We start from the raw sequence: 16771 nt of genomic DNA on the forward strand, positions 1-16771 counted from the left end.
ATATACAACTCGCTGACGTCGAAAGGTGATCGAGTGAGCCAGCGCTCCAACGCCCGACGATTCCTCACACGAGCCTGGATGCCGTTGGTCGCCCTCATCGCGATCGGCGTCGGCGTGCTGTGCATGGTCAAGGTCCACGAATTCTCCGAACCGGGACCGGTGCTGGCCGTCAACCCGCCGCAGGCGCCACCGGAGTTCACCCCCAAGACCCTCACCTATGAGGTGTTCGGCAGCCTCGGTTCCGGCGGCCTGCTGTCGTACGTCGACATCAGCGGGCACCCGCACAAAGTCGAGCTCACCGAACTGCCGTGGTCGCACACCGAGACCACCACCCTCACCGTGGTCTCCGGCAGCATCTCGGTCCAGGTGCACGGCGGCACCGTCGGCTGCCGGATGAAGGTGAATGACGTTGTCCGCGAAGAACAGTCCGACGACCACGGCAACGCCGACGTCGCCTGCCGGGTGAAGTCCGCATGACGGAAACCAGCACAGCTCCGATCGTTCGCCCCGCTCACAGGCGTCCCTTCGTCGCCAGAACCGTTCGCTTCCTGGCCATCCCGATCATCGTCTTCTGGGCGCTGCTCGCGGTGATCACGAATACCTTTGTGCCGCAGATCGAACGCGTCGCCGAGGAACTCGCCGGCCCGATGGTGCCGACCTACGCGCCGTCGCAGGTGGCGATGCTGACCATCGGTAAGGAATTCCACGAGTCCACCTCCACCAGCCTCACCATGCTGGTGCTGGAAGCCGATCGCGGCCTTACCGAACAGGACCGCGACTACTACGCAGGCCTGGTCCGCACGCTCAACGCCGACAGCACGCACGTGCAGTACGTCATGGACACCTGGGGCAAGCCGATCACCGCCGCCGGCGCCCAGAGCCTCGACGGCAAAGCCGCCTACGTCCTGCTGCGCCTCGCCGGCGACATCGGGCAGATGGAGGCCAACAACTCGGTCAATGCCGTCAGGCAGATCGTCAAGAACTCCAATCCGCCTGCCGGCCTTAAGGTTTACGTCAGTGGCGCGGCGCCGCTGGCGGCCGACACCGTCCTCATCGCCAACTCCAGCCTGAACAACATCACCATCGCGACGATGTTCCTGATCATCTTCATGCTGTTGCTGGTCTACCGCTCCGTCGTCACCATGCTGGTGCCGTTCTTCGGGGTGATCCTGCTGATGCTGTCGGTCAAGGGCGTCATCTCCGCGTTCGGGCACTACGGCGTCATCCCGTTGTCGTCGTTCGCCACCAACATGGTCATCTCACTGACCCTGGGTGCCGGCACCGACTACGGCATCTTCCTCATCGGCCGATATCACGAAGCCCGCCTGGCCGGCGAGAGTCGCGAGGACGCGTATTACACCGCGTACCGGGGTGTTTCGCACGTCATCGTCGGCTCGGGTCTGACCATTGCCGGGGCCTGCGCGTGTCTGACGTTCGCCCGGCTGAACTACTTCCACACCATGGGCCCGGCTGTGGCGGTCAGCATGCTGATCACCATCGCCGGTGCCCTGACCATCGGGCCCGCACTGCTCAGCGTCGGCAGCCTGTTCGGGCTCTTCGACCCGAAGCAGGCCGCGAAGGCCAAGCTCTACCGACGCATCGGCACCGCCGTCGTACGCTGGCCCAAGCCCATCCTCGTCGCCAGCGTCGCAGTCGTGTCGGCCGGCGCGGTGTTCGTGCCGACCTACCGGGTCAGCTACGACGACCGGACCTACCAGCCGTCAGACGCCCCGGCCAATCAGGGATTTCAGGCCGCCGACCGGCACTTCCCCAAGAGCAAGCTGTTCAGCGAGATGCTGATGGTCCAGGCCGACCACGACATGCGCAACTCGGCCGACTTCATCTCGCTGGACCGGGTGGCCAAGGCCCTGATCCGCCTGCCCGGGGTGGCGATGGTGCAGAGCATCACCCGGCCCATGGGCCGTGCGCTCGAACACGCCTCCATCCCTTACCTTTTCACCACGCAGGGCAGCGGCAACGGCCAGCAGCTGCCGTTCACCCAGCACAACAACGAGAACACCGCGAAGCAGGCGAAGATCACTGCGCACAGCATCGAGGTGCTGCAGAAGACGGCCGACCTGACGCAGACACTCGCCGACGAGCTGCACAACACGGTGCTGACGCTGGAGGACATGGAGCAGGTCACAAGCGACATGCGCGACGCGGTCGCCAACCTCGACGATTTCATGCGCCCGCTGCGCGCGTATTTCTATTGGGAACCACACTGTTTCGACATTCCGGTGTGCTGGTCGTTCCGGTCGCTGTTCGACGTGATCGACAAGGTCGACAATCTCGCCGCCGACATCGGCAAGGCCGTCGGCTCCTTCGAGGTGATCGACAGCCTCATGCCACAGATGGTGTCGCTGCTGCGGCAGACGGTCGCCGACAACCAGGCGTTGCTGGCGTTGATCGTCAACAACTACGGTCCCACCGACATTCAGAACAAGAACACCGACCAGACCTTCGACGACATGATCAACGTCGGCAACGACTTCGACGCGTCGCGCAGTGACGACTTCTTCTACATCCCCCGTGAGGCGTTCGACAACGACGACATCAAAACCGGTATGGCGCTGATGATGTCGCCCGACGGCCATGCCGCTCGCTTCATCGTCACCCACGAGGGCAACGCGATGGGACCCGAGGGCATCGAGCACGTCGAACAGTTCCCCGACGCCATCAAGATCGCGCTGAAGGAGACGTCGCTGGCCGGGTCGACGATCTACATCGGCGGATCGGGGTCCAACAACAAGGACATCCAGCTGTACGCGCGGAACGACCTGATGATCGCGGCCATCGCGGCCTTTGTGCTGATCTTCCTGATCATGATGATCATCACCCGATCCCTGGTGGCCGCCTTGGTGATTCCCGGCACCGTGGCATTCTCCTACGCCGGCGCGTTCGGGCTGTCGGTGCTGATCTGGCAGCACCTGATCGGGCTACCTCTGCACTGGCTGATCTTGCCGCTGACGTTCATCGTGCTGGTGGCCGTCGGCTCGGACTACAACCTCCTGCTGGTCGCCCGGCTCAAGGAAGAAATCCACGCCGGCCTGAACACCGGGCTCATCCGCGCACTGGGCAGTACCGGCGGCGTCGTCACCTCCGCGGGCCTGGTGTTCGCGTTCACCATGCTGGCCATGCTGTCCAGTGATCTGCGGACCATCGGCCAGATGGGGTCGACGGTCTGCATCGGCCTGCTGCTCGACACCCTGGTGGTGCGGTCGTTCATCGTGCCGTGCCTGGTGCGGCTACTGGGCCCGTGGTTCTGGTGGCCGACCTTCGTCCGACAGCGTCCACTGCGGCCGTACCAGTCTAGGTGGCCACTTGCCGCAGCAGCTGCGGATCATGGGCGTTGACAAGGCAGAGATCAGGTTCGCCGGCCGCCCAAAGTTCGCTCAGGCGTTGATGATTGGCCTGCACCTTCTTCCAGTCGAAGGCGACTGAGCGTTCCATCAGACGCAGGGCGCGCGGCGCGGTATTGCTGCCGTCGAGCTGGCCGTGGTGGTAGAAGCTGTCGCCGACGTGCAGAATCCAGCGGTCGCCCGCGTCGACAGCCACCGCGGCGTGCCCGCGGGTATGCCCCGGCAGGCTGATCAGGACGATGCCATCGGCGATCTCGGTCAGCTCTTTTGCGCCGGGAAAACCGCGCCACGACTCGGAGGCCGCAGGCGAATGCTCAACCAGTACCGGCCCGTGCGCATATCCGGCCGGCAGGTAGCGTTGTTTCTCCAGGACCGTCTTCGGATGCAACGCTCCGAACGCCTCTGCATCGGTGAGATGTACTTGCGCCCAAGGGAAGTCGGCAAGGCCACCCACGTGGTCCGCGTCGAAGTGGGTGACGATGATGTGCCGAACGTCGCTGGGCTCGAACCCAAGACGTCGGACCTGGTTGACGGCAGCTTCCTGCGGATCGAACGCCGGGCGGACATAGAAGCGCGCCGGACCGAAACGGCTGGCGGGCGACTCCGCGTCCCGCAGCCCCAACCCCGAGTCGACGAGCACGAGACCGCCGGGCGTCTCCACGAGCAGCACGTGACAGACCAGACCGTCGCGGACGAAACGCGGGTGCATGGTGCCGCAGTTCAGGTGGTGGACCCTCATGTCAGGTCTGCCGGGGCCGTCTCGATGAGCCGGGCATCGGGCCTGCTGGACATGGCCAACAACCCCTTCAGCCCGCGGATGACCGTCGGCCAGTTTCGCGGATCCCGCAGATTCAGCCCTCCCACAAGCTGTTTCAGCATCGTCAACGTGTCGAAGTAGATGCGTTCGGCGATCAGGTTCTCGTTCTCGTCGAACACGAAGTACGCCGTCATCCGGGTGCGGTGCCGCGAACCCGTGGCCGGGATACCACCGAGCGGACCGAGATGCGTTCCGAGAAGCCAGAATTCGACGATCACCGCATCGGCGCTGTGGCGCAGCGCGATGATCTCGTGGTCCTGATCGGGAAACGCGACCCTGGTGTCGTGGTAGTACCCGCGCACGTCGGCATCGCCGTCATGGACGGTGAGCGTGGGGATGATCTCGTAGTGCGGATGCGGGAACGTGGCCAGCACGTCATCCCAATCCTGACGTACCTCGTCATGGAAGTGGTCGAGGACGAGCTTTTCGCGAGCCTGCAACACGTCAAGGGAAGGGATGGCGAAGCGGTGCGACATGACGTCTCCTCGAGCTGCAAATTATTCCACACCGTGGGATTAATCGAGAATAATCCCACGGTGTGGAAATTTGCAATGGCCTGGGCAAGAATGGCGCTGTGAACGCGGACAGCCCGACTCCTCGCCGCGGACGGCCGCCCAAGGACTCGGCACAGCTGACCCGGTCGACGATTCGCGAGGCGGCGCTGACCGTCATCGACGACGACGGCATCGCCGCGGTGAGCATGCGGTCGGTCAGCCGGCTGCTCGGTGTCGACGCGAAGAGCCTCTATCACCACGTCGCCGACAAGGACGATCTGCTCGACGCCGTCGCCGAACATCTCCTCGGACAGCTGCGCCCACCGGCACCCACCGGCGACCTGCGGACCGACCTACGGGCCCTGGCGTACGAGTTTCGGCGCGTGACGCTCGCGCACCCCGAAGCCGCGAGTCTCGTGCTCACCCGGCAGATGTCGACGGCAGCCGGCCTCACGCCCGTCGAGGCAGTGCTGTCGATACTCCGCCGGGCCGGGGCCGACCCAGAGCACGCCGTACGACTCACCCGCGTCCTGGTGGCCACCCTCATCGGAATGCTGCTGCGCGAGGTGTCCGCCGGCCCCACGTTCGGCAGCGCCGATCCCGCCGACATCACTGCCCGGCAGTCCGAACTCGAGAATTCCGCGCTACCGGAAGTGGTTGCGTGCGCTCCTTTTCTCGCGCGGTTCGACCAGGACGAAGAATTCGCATCGGGTGTCCACTTGGTGGTTGATTTCGTCGCATTCCAGCTGGCGAGCCTGACATAGTGCTGCCATGCGGTTGTTGAGCGCTGTCGACACGATGTTCTACAGGATGGAATCCGAGCGGACGCCCATGCACATCGGTGCGCTGCTGACGTTCCGATTGCCCGACGGCGCCGGCCCGGATTACGTCCGCACGCTGTACGACGCGTTCTGCGGACTCTCGTTCCTGCCGTTCCCGTTCGACAGCCAGATCGTCGACGGCATCTTCCCCGAATGGCACACCGTCCAGCCCGACCCGGACTATCACGTCCGGCTCTCGGCGCTGCCGTACCCAGGGAGCGAAACCGATCTGGGCAAGCTCGTGGCGCGGCTGCACGCCAACCCGCTCGACATGCGCCGCCCGTTGTGGGAAGCGCACTTCATCGAGGGCCTGTCCGGCGGACGATTCGCCATGTACTTCAAAGCCCACCACTGTGCCGTGGACGGGATGGGCGCGATCAACACGATCAAGAAGTGGTTGAGCACCGAACCCGACCGCTACGTGCCGCTGTCGGAGGCCGGGCCGAAGGCCGAGGTGCCCGACCGCAACCGGATCGCGTCCGTCGCATACGAACTGTGGAACCGGACCACCGACGGCGTCACCGGCTCGGCCGAGATGGTCAAGAATCTGGTCGGCATGATCGGCGGTGACAACAGCCACGTCGGCGCGACGCTGCGCACCCCGCGGGCGCCGTTCAACGCCACGCTGACCCCGCAGCGCCGGCTGGCCGTCGAGGTTCTCGAACTGGCCCGGCTCAAGGGCATCGCCAAGGCCACCGACACGACCGTCAACGACGTCACGCTCGCCGTCTGCGGCGCGGCCCTGCGTCGCTACCTGGACGAGCAGGGCGAGCTGCCCGAAGAGACCCTCACCGCATCTGTGCCGGTCGGCTGGGAGCGGGACGAAGACACGCTGAACGCGGCTGCGGGATTCGTGTGCCCTTTGGCCACAACGGAGTCCGACCCCATCGAGCGACTCAAGGTCATCAACGCGGGAACCACGCGCGGCAAGAAGGAATTGCTCGCGATGTCACCGAACGCGTTGAATTCGTACACCCTGATGGGACTGCTGCCGCTGACCATCGGCCAGAAAACCGGTGCGCTGACCAAGATTCCGCCGCTGTTCAACCTGACGGTGTCCAACGTGGTCCTGACCAAGGAGCCGCTGTACCTCGGTGGCGCACAGCTCGAGTTGATCGCCCCCGTCTCCTTCCTGTGCGACGGCTACGGGCTGAACATCACCCTGGTCGGCTACACCGACAAGGTCATCCTCGGATTCGTCGGCTGCCGCGACACCATGCCGCACCTGCAGCGTCTCGCGGTCTACTCCCGCGAAGCGCTCGACGAACTGGAGCAGGCCGTCTCCTAGCCGGTGGTAATATCTCGATTCGTGATCGAGTCTGCCTCGACGAGCGGCGCGCCTGCCCGCACCGCAGTGCAGCGCCGTGGCATCGAGCGCGTGCAGGCGATTCTCGATTCCGCCGAAGCGCTCCTCGCCCAAAAGGGTTACGCCGCAGCTACTCTCAAGGCGATCGGCGAGCATGCGGGAATCCCGACCGCATCGTTGTACCACTATTTCGCCGACCGCGGTCAGGTGGAGGCCGAGCTGGTGCGCCGCCACATTCCGGAGATCGACGAGCGCTTCACCGCTTCGTTGTACGACAGCAACGTGCGGACATTGCGCGACGGCGTCGACGCCATGATCGACCCGCTGCTCGCCTACTTCCGCGACAATCCCGCATTCGTCCAACTGTGGTTCGCCGGCCGCAGTGCCACGCTCACCGAATTGGGTGGGCTGTTCGACGAATCGTGGGCAGACAAGCTGTGGCGCTTCCTCATCGAGCACAAGCTCATCAGCGCACCGACGCCGCAGTTCGTGGTTCACCTGATGTTCGAAGTAGGTGACCGACTCTTCGATGTGGCGTTCCAACGCTCCCCCAAGGGTGACGACGCCACCATCGACGAGGGACGTCGCATGCTCACGGCGTACCTGACGACCTACGCCCCACCAGGTACCAGGTCTGCATGACACCCTTGCCCTTGACCTCGACGGCTCCCCGCTCCTCCAGCGTAAATGTGTCCTTGAGCCGCTTATAGACGTTCTGCGGCACCTGAATTCGGCCTTCGACGTCGGTGGTCTCCATGCGCGCCGCGACGTTGACCGCGTCGCCCCACACGTCGTAGAAGAACTTCCGCGCGCCGACGACACCGGCCACCACCGGGCCCGCGGCCAGCCCGATCCGCAGCGGGACCGGCCGGCCGGCCGGGTCCGTCAACTCGGCGACGGCATCGACCATGTCGAGGGCCAGGTCGGCCAGCGCCTCGAGGTGGTCGGCCCGGGGCTCCGGAACCCCGCTCACGATCATGTAGGAATCGCCACTGGTCTTGATCTTCTCCAAGCCATGACGGTCCACCAGGGTGTCCAGGCCGGTGTACAGGTTGTCGAGAAACCGGACCAACTCGGTGGGCGTCATATCGCTTGCGCGCTGGGTGAATCCGGCGATGTCAGCGAACAACACGGAGGCGTCGCCGTACCGGTCGGCGACGACGTCGCGGTGCGGATCCTTCAAACGCTGTGCGATCTTCGCCGGGAGGATGTTGGCCAGCAGCGACTCGGACCGTTCGTATTCGGTGGCCAAAGCGGTTTCCGCACGGTCTATTTCGCGCATCGCGTACCAGATGGTCGCAACCACAAGCACCCATGACGAGATCACCGAGATGAGGAATCCGACGGTCGTGACCCACTGCGGTTGCACCCCGGTGTCCATCGGCACGAGGTACTGCAGCGTGATGATGAGGCCCGCGCCTACCGCCGCCACCACCGATGCCACCACGATGTGCTCGATGCCGAGGACCAGCGCCACGAGCGAGGCGGCGACCAGGAAGTACAACTGCTGGCCGGACCCCCGTCCCACATAGGCGGTCACGAGAGTGGTCAGGAAGTACGCGATGGCGATGAAGGTCAGCGGCGCGATGAGCTCCCCGAACCGGTACAACCGGGGGATCACGAGGTAGACCGGGGCACACAGGACGGCGAGGGCGCCGATCCAGACACCCGCCTCACCGGCGAACATCGACAGCGTCCCGAGGAAGGTGGCGACGACGGAGCCGATCCTGGTGGCCACCGTGAGGACACGCCGGCGGCGCTCCAGACTCTCGGCGGACGCAGCGCTCGGCGACATGACCGGCAGCCTATCGCCGAAGACGCACGTCACACCGGGCATTGACAGTGCGTCAGCGTGAATCCTAGACTCGATTTCGATTCGATATTGAGTTCTGAGGAGAAGATCATGGCCAACAACCGACGACGGGTCGTCTTCATCGGCGCGGCCGGTGAGATGTGTCGCCTAGCCATCGAACGATTCGCCGTGGCCGCGGGCGACTGGGAGCTCGCGCTCTACGACATCCGTCCCGATCTGCTCGAGCCGCTGATCAAGAAGCTGCCGACCGGGCTTGCCACCGCCGCCCGGTTGGATCTCTACGATCAGGACGGCCTACGCACCGCCATCGAAGGCGCCGCCCTCGTTGTGCTCGGCGCCGGTCCCTACAACCGCACCGCCGGTCCGGTGATGGAAGCCTGCCTGGCCGCCAAAGTTCCGTACCTCGATTTCGACGACGACATCGAAAGCACCTTGCACGCACTGACTCTCGACGACGCCGCCAAGGCGGCCGGGGTGCCGATGTACATCGGCTGCGGCGCCTCGCCCGGTATCACCAACGTCTTGGCTGCCGACGCCGCGGCCGAACTGGACTCCGTCGAGAACATCGACGTCTACTGGGTGGTGGGCGACGAACGCGGCTCGATCGGGCGCGCGGTACTCGACCACATGCTGCGCGTCGCCGCAGGTCCCTGCATGACGTGGGAGAACGGCGGACCCGTCATGCACCAGTCCTGGTTGGAGACCCGCTGGACGGACCTGGGCGGCGGGCTCGGCCTGACGCTCGTGCACGAAACGGCCCATCCGGAACCGGTGACGCTGCCGCGGAAATACCCCGACGCCAAGAACATTCGCTGCTTCGGCGGCCTGGACCCGGCGCCCTACAACGGCCTGGTCCGGGGTGTCGGCCTGGCCGTACAGAAGGGCCAGATGCCCGTCGAGAAGGCCATCGACTTCATGGAATCCCTGCTCACCGGCGGGGTGGGCAGCATCAATGGCGGGCGCCACGGCCTTTCGGGAATGTGGGATCTGGTGCGCACCGGCGAGTCCACGCGCCTCGAACTGCTCACGTTCCTCGCCAAGGCGGCAGCGGGTCACACGTTCCCGTACAAATCCGGACTGAAGGTGGAGGTGACAGGCCTCAAGGGCGGCATCCCCACGGTCGCCAGCCGTCGCACGCCGGTCGCCGGCCCCGGCACGTATCTGTTCACCGACATGGCGGCGGCGACGGGCACCGCGTGCGCGGCGTTCATGGTGGTGGCGCTCGAATCGGGCAGCCGCGCCGGGGTTTTCACCCCCGAAGAATGGGCCGAACCGGCGCAGTTCTACTCCGCGTTGGAGCGGGTCGGCACCCCGAAGACCGAGCTTCCCGTCGGCGCGCACTAGAGGGGCTGGTCATGGATCTGAAGACCGCGTTGTACGCGCTCGCCGATATCTTCATGATCGTCGCCGGATTCACCTACGGCTTCAAGTTCATTCGGAACTACCAGAACTACCTGCTGGGCCTGGAGTGGATCATCGTCGCGTCGTCGGGCACCAACTTCCTGGTGTACGGACTGATCGGCGCCGATGAATCAAGCCCGATGTTCCACGCGGCGTTCTTCCTCGACGCCTTCTCCCGGTCGATCGGTATCACCGTGATTCTCGTGCTCGGCCTGATGAAGGTCACGCACGGATACAAGCCGTCGATCGCCGTCGACATCGGCGTCTTCGGGCTCGCCATCGTCGGCGGATTGGTGATGTCGTTCTTCGCCGAAGATCTCGGCGTGGCCGGGGCCATCTTCTACGTGGTGATGAATGCCCTGACGACGCTGTTCCTCTTCTACTTCGCGTGGCGGCTGTGGCGGATCGACGCACAGGGTAACGCGATAGCCGTTGCGGCCGTGACGATTGCGGCGGCCACCATCGCCGGAATCTACGACTTCTACCGCATCCCCGGCGACGACCAGCACCACACCATCTTCTACATCCTGGCGCTGACCACCTGGGCGGCTCAGATGACCGTGTACTACTACGGCTACCGCGCTCTGGACCGCCACACCGCGCGCACGCCTGTCGAAAAGGCACTTGTCGCATAGCTTTTCCACAAAGAACGGCCCGCGGGTTCGCACCCGCGGGCCGTTCTCTTGTCGTCAGTATGTGCCGTCGGCGAGTCCGGTGTCGATGGCGCGCGCCGCATGCGCACCGGTGTCCATGGCCCCTTCGATGGCGCCGGCCTCAACCCCGGCGATGTCACTGCCGGCGAAGTGGATTCGCCCATTCGCCTCGCGCAGCTGCGCGGCACCGCCCGTGAAATGTCCGGGACGGTGCAGCATGAACCCGCCCTTGGAGAATTCGTCGGTAACCCAGTCGTGGCAGGCGGTTTCGACGACCTCGATGTCAGGGATGAAGTCCCGCAGCGCCTGTTGCACCGCAGCCGGGTCGGTGGCATCGATGGCCGCACCGGTGGAGCACAGACACATGATGAAGGTGTCTCCGTCGGCGTGGTACTCCACGCGCGCGGCATTGATGGGGTTCTGGCCGAGCGGCGCGACGGCCTGGAACGGCTCGAGTTCACCCTTGGCCCGCACCCAGATCTTTGAACCCACGATGGGGTTCTTCTCCTCGATCATCCGGCGTGACGCAGCCGGGACCTCGGGGCTGATGGCGATGTCCCCCAACGTGTTCAGCGGCAGAGCGACCACGACGGCGCGCGCCCGAATCTGCTCGCCATCCCGAGTGGTCACGGTGACGCCTGCGCCGTCGTCCTCGACTGCGGCGACCGGAGTACAGAGCCGTACCTCCGCCTTCGACTCGGCCATGATGGCGTCGAGCAGCCGCTTGGTGCCGCCCTCGATAGGCCAGGTGCCGGCGGTCTCGAAGAACGCCGCCCAACTGCCGAAGTAGGTTGCCACGCACGAAAGGAACTGGGCGACACCGTGATCCTCGTAGGCGGTCACCAGACCCGCCATCGCACCATCGAGCAGGTCATGCTCGTACGGCGGCAGATTCAGTGCGTTGAGCCGGTCGGCGATGGTTTCCTTCTCGACGGCGCTGGTATCGACGAGGCCGGACGCGAACGGCTGCGGGAACACCGCGCGGGCATCGGCGAAGAACTGATTCATCAGCGGCTCGAGAGCCGCGCCGTACTCCTCGGGTGACGCGGAATGCGTTGCGCCCTGCGCGATCCAGTACACGGTGGTGGGCATCGTGGGAATCTGCAAGGGAATACCGTGGCGCTGCAGTTCCTGCCACATGTTGGGCTGCGTCCAGTGCACGTACGTGCCGCCGTATTCGAGTTGGCGCCCCAGCCCGGAGCCGGTCCAGGTGCGACCACCGACGCGGTCGCGCGCCTCGATCAGCACCACCGAGTGCCCTTTGACACTCAGATCGCGTGCCGCGATGACACCGGCGAAACCGCCGCCGATCACCGCGACGTCGTATTCGTTGGTCATGGGTTCCTCACTTCCGAAGTCAAAACCGATTTCGATTCGGATTCGAGTTTAGGTAGCACTCGGAGGCGCGTCAATGAAAGTGGCTAAGCTCTCGAGCAATGCCCGCTATTCCGCCTTCAAGCGCCGGACGGTCCCGCCCGGCGGCCGTCCAACGCCGCGGCGTCGAACGGACTCAGGCGCTCCTCGACGCGGCCGAAACGCTGCTGAGCGAGCAGGGCTACGCGGCCGCCACGCTCAAGGCCGTCGGCGAACTGGCCGGCATCCCGACAGCGTCGGTCTACCACTACTTCGCCGACCGTCATCAGCTCGAAGCCGAACTCGTGCAACGGCATATCGCCGAGATCGACGACATCCTGACGGCCGCGCTCGAGCGCAGCCGTGCCCGCACGCTACGCGGCGCCATCAACGTCCTGATCGACACCATGGTCGATTACTTCCGTGAGCACCGCAGCCTGATCGCGCTGTGGTTCGTCGAACGCACGACACTCGTCGGCGAGTCCGCCCGCACCGCCGACGAAACCTGGGCCGAACAGTTCTGGCGGCACCTCATCGACCGCGAGCTGCTGCATCCGGAGACGCCAGTCCTGGTCGTGCTGCTGACGTTCGAAGCCGGCAACCGGCTCCTGGACGTCGCCTTCCGGCAGTCGCCGACGGGCGACGAGGCCGTCATCGACGAGCTGCGGCGGATGAGTACGGCGTACCTGGAGACCTACGGAGTCACGCCGACGCAGCCACGATCGCGTCGCTGAGCATCCGCGCGCACAGCGCGATGTAGTCCGCGCGGGAAATGACGACGTCCCCGGCGGCGAGGGCGACCGCGGCGTCCACCTGCCCGCCGACGAGCACCCGGGTCGCCATGGCCAGGCGGCCGGTCGTGCGTTCGTCCATCGGGCCGACGACGGCGGCGACCTGTTCGGTCACGAAAGCGACGTACTGGTCGGTCGCGACCCTCTTGCGCTCGGCGACGGCTGCGACGCCGGCCGATTCGGCGTACAAGCGCGCCCTTGGCGCGTCGCTGATGATGATGTCGTAGAACACAGCCAGCGCGGCTTCGGCCCGCTCGGCGATGTCGGGCCCGCAGGCGTCGACGGCCGCCACCGTCTGCGTGAAGACATCACGCATCACGTCGTCGAACAGGGCGGCGAGCAGCTCGTCACGGTTCGCGAAATGTTCGTAGAAGTAGCGCTGACTGAGCCGCGCCCGGCGGCAGACGGTGTTCATCCGCAATCCGGCGACGCCGACCTCCGCGACCTCGTCCAGGCCCGCCGCGATCAGGCGCCTGCGGCGTTCGAGTACGCGCTGATCGGCGTTCACACCGCGGAAAGGGCGCGTCACGGTCGTCATATCCCAATCTTGACACAGTCCTGTTCCAGGAACACTATTGTTCCTACTTCGGCCCGATCCCCGGCCACAACCCACAGCCCCACAGAAAGGCCGCCGATGAACCTCACCGACCGATTCCAGGATCTGATCGACCGCGGCGTCGCCCCGACGCTCGACCAGCTCGACGCGCTGTACGACGACGCGTCCGCCGTCGGGGTCGACGATGTGCTCGGCGAATGGGCGGGCGGCGTGTTCGGTCTGGGCCACCCCGCCGAAGCGCAGCTGGAGGCCATCAAATGGGCCGGCAAGTCCTTCGGTGCCGCCGACGACGTCGCGCCGATCGTCTGCTTCGACGATGCGGGTCGCCGCTTCGTGAACCCGATCTTCGGCGGCGCGAGCCTTCGGCTGAAGGACTACCGCGGCAGCGCGACCGCCACGATGACCTACCACGACCTGCCCATGGCGGATCACTTCCGGAAGATCTCCGACACCATCCTCATCGGCGCGATGGAAGCGCCGGGGCAGAGCCGCGCCGGCTACTTCTATCTGACCCGGATGGACACCTCGGGGCGACCGCGCGATCCCGAGTTCGTCTCATGCGAACCGCCGCGCACGGCCGCCGCCGCTGTCCTGCGGGCACCGGGCCAACCATTCGAGGTCACCCAGGTCGAGCTCGAAAGTCCGCGCGCCAACGAGGTTCTCGTGCGCATCGAGGCCGTCGGCATCTGCCACAGCGACCTCGTGATCGCGGGAATGGCTCAGCCCCAACAACTTCCGATGGTCCTGGGCCATGAAGGTGCCGGCGTCATCGAAGCCGTCGGAGCGGAGGTGACGGATCTCCAGCCCGGCGATCACGTCGTGCTCAGCTACGCGTGGTGTGGGGAGTGCACCAACTGCAAGCGCGACCGGATGGCGTACTGCTCACGGTCCAACATGCTCAATCTCACCGGCGCCCGGCTCGACGGGAGCGGCGGCATGCGGATCGGGACCACGCCGGTGCATGCCCGCTTCTGTGGCCAATCCTCTTTCGCCACATACGCTCTCGCTGTCGCTCACACCGTGGTACGGGTGCCGAAGGACGTGCCGTTCGACGTACTCGCACCCCTGGGCTGCGGCGTCCAGACCGGCGCGGGCACGGTACTGAACGCGCTGCGCCCCGAGCCCGGTTCGTCGATCGCGGTGTTCGCCGCGGGCTCCGTGGGGCTGTCGGCCATCATGGCCGCCAAAGTCGCGGGCTGCGAACGGATCATCGCCGTGGACCCCAAACCGCAGCGACGTGAGCTTGCAGTGGCCTTGGGCGCCACCGACGCCGTCGACCCCGCCTACGCCACAAGCGCCACCCGGCCTGGCGTCGACTACGCCGTCGACTGCATAGGCAAGCCCGAATCCGCGCGCGCCGCCATCGCCAGCCTGGCGTCGCCCGGTGTGTGCGCCGTCGTCGGCCTGCAGGGCCTCAGCACGCCGATCCAGGTCGACCTCGCGAAGCTCGTCGGCAAGGGCCAGACGCTCTGCGGGGTCGTCGAAGGCCAGGCGGTGCCGCGCCGCTTCATCCCGACGCTCATCGACCTGTACCGCAGCGGTGCGCTACCCGTCGACCGCTTGATCACCACGTTCGGCCTCGACGAGATCAACGACGCCATCGCGGCGACCCAACGCGGGGATGTGGTCAAAGCCGTGCTGCTGCCAGGCCGGTAGCTGCGGATGTCTGGGCAGAGTCCACTGGAGCGCATTCAGTCGTACACAACGGCCCTGATCGACTGGTTCTGCGCTAGCGGACGCCCAGATCTTGCATCGATCCAGCTCGCGCCGTCCGACGAACTCGTCATGCCCCTGCGAGAAGCCATTGCCCATGGCTGCCGATGCGGTTACGTGTTATCGCCGGATCCGGATCGAGACGCGCAGGCCATACTTCATCTCGTCCTCGGCGTGCTCGTCACGCACATCACAATCGAGCGGCCGGCGGCCCGCGAAGAACTCGAGCTGGCGGTCATGCGGACCATCAGGGGCGCCCTCGGAATCCAGACAACCACAGCTACAGGCCAGGAGCAGTAAGCTGTTGTCCTGCAGTTCTTTTGCACCGGATGGGATACGAACCCCTAACCTTCTGATCCGTAGTCAGACGCTTGATCGCGCAGTGGTCACATGCCACTACCTGACCGTGCACGACGGCTGTTACCGGTTCAGCACCTGCATAACACGGTGGACCGAAGCCTTTCGCCACACCGCGAAGTCGTTAGGCAGCCCTTGACACGTCACGCCGTGCAGATCTACGGCCAAGGGATGTGAATAGGCTCCTAGCGCGTCGGCACTGACTCCAAGCCAGCGATTCCGCTGAATCGGTAGGCATCCGTTGCAAATATGTCCCTGAACGACGCTCTCAAGTCACGGTCCATGATGCGGTGATTCAGAAGTCGCTCACCACCCATGGCCTGGACGAGATAAAGGTTCCTCCGGGCGGCGTAGGCATCAACAAGGTCGGCACGCATATAGAGGAACGAGCAACCGTAGCCAGGGCCGGGCGCTGTGCGATAAATCGTGGCCAAATCGCCGTACTCATCAACCATGTCCGACGACCCTCCCACAACCCTTAGCCGTAACTCTGTCGCGATCGGCGGAGCGGGAAACATGACACTGCCTACTTGGTTCATCTGGCTGTGGTGAGGTTCCCATACCCATTGTCGACAAGCGCTTTCGACCGAGATGCCTACTCTCCAGCCATTGTCAAAATAGGCAAACGCTTTGTCATTCAAAGGTTTTGGACGACCATCTTTAGTCCTGACGTCACTCCCAAATGCCGTCGACCACGGAACTTCACCATGGAAGGTGTAGTAGTCTGCGCCCGGATTGGGGAATCCGTCACTTCGGAGGTCCCGACCGGCCGCAACTTCTTTCCGTATCGTGTCCAACGATTCCCTCGGAGCAAAGACGGAAGTAACCCACCCTCGAAGCTCACGTCCATCATCCGCGCCCTCGTGCAGGCTTGCGTCGAGCAGAACCCAATCGCCGGCGTGGCCGTCGACCTCTGTGAGGCGCAGGAGACCCATGTACTCTGGAACTTTCCCGGCAGATAGCCAAGCTTCGAAATCCACTGGCGAAGCATCGAAGGTATTGGGGTACTCCGGTTTCCATGTAGGAGTGTCACGAGGAAAGCTCGGATCGATGTGGGCGTCAGACGGGCGTGGGTGGCCGCTGCGACGGTCAGGCAAATTTCCTGATCCTTCGCGAAGCCCATACATCTCGAAGAACGCTACCCAGGAATACTTCTTGCCGTAACGATCGACTTCGTAGCCACTACGACGCCGCTCGTTCGCGCCAACAATCGCGCGGTCGGCCGCATCGAATCGCTCAGTGGAGTAGCCGAGCCGCCGGATACGGTCTGCAATCTGCCGCCGAAGGGTCTGCTGCACGAATAGGTGACATCTGAGTTGGCTTGCCCAGCATGG

15 protein-coding genes and 1 tRNA gene are annotated in these 16771 nt (G+C 65.0%); 9 read left to right on the forward strand and 7 right to left on the reverse strand.

Features of this window, described 5'->3' with window-relative positions; genetic code table 11:
• Positions 1–78 precede the first annotated feature (78 nt).
• Both EB75_RS11585 and EB75_RS11590 read left to right on the forward strand, forming a co-directional pair.
• Entirely contained in the window at positions 79–477 is a 399-nt protein-coding gene (locus tag EB75_RS11585) for an MmpS family transport accessory protein (protein WP_073695541.1), read from the forward strand.
• Complete coding sequence (locus EB75_RS11590) at positions 474–3356, forward strand: MMPL/RND family transporter (RefSeq protein WP_073695542.1); 2883 nt, start codon at positions 474–476, stop codon at positions 3354–3356. The genes EB75_RS11585 and EB75_RS11590 overlap by 4 nt, the downstream gene beginning before the upstream one ends.
• On the opposite strand, the gene EB75_RS11595 is transcribed toward EB75_RS11590, so the two are convergent.
• On the reverse strand, positions 3313–4101 hold the full coding sequence (locus EB75_RS11595; protein ID WP_073695543.1) for an MBL fold metallo-hydrolase: 789 nt from the start codon (positions 4099–4101) through the stop codon (positions 3313–3315). The two genes, EB75_RS11590 and EB75_RS11595, sit on opposite strands and share 44 nt — an antisense overlap.
• Complete coding sequence (locus EB75_RS11600; RefSeq protein ID WP_073695544.1) at positions 4098–4655, reverse strand: ester cyclase; 558 nt, start codon at positions 4653–4655, stop codon at positions 4098–4100. The genes EB75_RS11595 and EB75_RS11600 overlap by 4 nt, the downstream gene beginning before the upstream one ends.
• A gap of 98 nt (positions 4656–4753) precedes the next feature.
• On the opposite strand from EB75_RS11600, the gene EB75_RS11605 reads away from it, so the two are divergent.
• The 3 genes from EB75_RS11605 to EB75_RS11615 are packed head-to-tail and all read left to right on the forward strand — an operon-like array spanning position 4754 to position 7442.
• On the forward strand, positions 4754–5437 hold the full coding sequence (locus EB75_RS11605) for a TetR/AcrR family transcriptional regulator (protein ID WP_286150155.1): 684 nt from the start codon (positions 4754–4756) through the stop codon (positions 5435–5437).
• Positions 5438–5444: 7 nt separating this feature from the next.
• The gene (locus EB75_RS11610; protein ID WP_073695546.1) at positions 5445–6782 is read left to right on the forward strand and encodes a WS/DGAT/MGAT family O-acyltransferase; all 1338 of its coding nucleotides are present in this window, start codon (positions 5445–5447) and stop codon (positions 6780–6782) included.
• Between the two features lie 21 nt (positions 6783–6803).
• On the forward strand, positions 6804–7442 hold the full coding sequence (locus tag EB75_RS11615) for a TetR/AcrR family transcriptional regulator (protein WP_073695547.1): 639 nt from the start codon (positions 6804–6806) through the stop codon (positions 7440–7442).
• On the opposite strand, the gene EB75_RS11620 is transcribed toward EB75_RS11615, so the two are convergent.
• The gene (locus EB75_RS11620; RefSeq protein WP_142239559.1) at positions 7393–8595 is read right to left on the reverse strand and encodes an adenylate/guanylate cyclase domain-containing protein; all 1203 of its coding nucleotides are present in this window, start codon (positions 8593–8595) and stop codon (positions 7393–7395) included. The two genes, EB75_RS11615 and EB75_RS11620, sit on opposite strands and share 50 nt — an antisense overlap.
• A gap of 108 nt (positions 8596–8703) precedes the next feature.
• Between EB75_RS11620 and EB75_RS11625 the strand changes: the two genes are divergently transcribed.
• Positions 8704–9957, forward strand: a complete 1254-nt coding sequence (locus EB75_RS11625; RefSeq protein ID WP_073695549.1) for a saccharopine dehydrogenase family protein — start codon at positions 8704–8706, stop codon at positions 9955–9957.
• Between the two features lie 11 nt (positions 9958–9968).
• Positions 9969–10649: a transporter gene (locus EB75_RS11630; RefSeq protein ID WP_073695550.1), complete on the forward strand. Its 681-nt coding sequence runs from the start codon at positions 9969–9971 to the stop codon at positions 10647–10649.
• Positions 10650–10703: 54 nt separating this feature from the next.
• Here the strand turns inward: EB75_RS11630 and EB75_RS11635 are convergent, their stop codons facing one another.
• Complete coding sequence (locus EB75_RS11635; RefSeq protein ID WP_073695551.1) at positions 10704–12005, reverse strand: flavin monoamine oxidase family protein; 1302 nt, start codon at positions 12003–12005, stop codon at positions 10704–10706.
• Between the two features lie 98 nt (positions 12006–12103).
• Here EB75_RS11635 and EB75_RS11640 point away from each other — a divergent pair, with 98 nt between their 5' ends.
• A complete protein-coding gene (locus EB75_RS11640) occupies positions 12104–12754 on the forward strand; it encodes a TetR/AcrR family transcriptional regulator (protein WP_073695552.1) in 651 nt (216 codons plus the stop codon).
• Here EB75_RS11640 and EB75_RS11645 read toward each other — a convergent pair.
• Positions 12723–13349 (reverse strand): TetR/AcrR family transcriptional regulator, encoded by a 627-nt coding sequence (locus EB75_RS11645; RefSeq protein WP_073695553.1) that lies wholly within the window; start codon positions 13347–13349, stop codon positions 12723–12725. The two genes, EB75_RS11640 and EB75_RS11645, sit on opposite strands and share 32 nt — an antisense overlap.
• A 96-nt stretch (positions 13350–13445) precedes the next feature.
• Between EB75_RS11645 and EB75_RS28450 the strand changes: the two genes are divergently transcribed.
• Positions 13446–15023 carry an alcohol dehydrogenase catalytic domain-containing protein gene (locus EB75_RS28450; protein ID WP_168176030.1) on the forward strand — a complete coding sequence of 526 codons (1578 nt, stop codon included), beginning with the start codon at positions 13446–13448 and terminating at the stop codon, positions 15021–15023.
• Positions 15024–15401: 378 nt separating this feature from the next.
• Here the strand turns inward: EB75_RS28450 and EB75_RS29280 are convergent.
• Positions 15402–15519 (reverse strand) — tRNA-Arg (locus tag EB75_RS29280).
• A gap of 103 nt (positions 15520–15622) precedes the next feature.
• Positions 15623–16771: hypothetical protein (locus tag EB75_RS28775; RefSeq protein ID WP_217267690.1), on the reverse strand; the 1149-nt coding region annotated here is incomplete at its 5' end.

The sequence above is a fragment of the Mycobacterium sp. ST-F2 genome (assembly GCF_001905655.1).
GTDB lineage: Bacteria > Actinomycetota > Actinomycetes > Mycobacteriales > Mycobacteriaceae > Mycobacterium.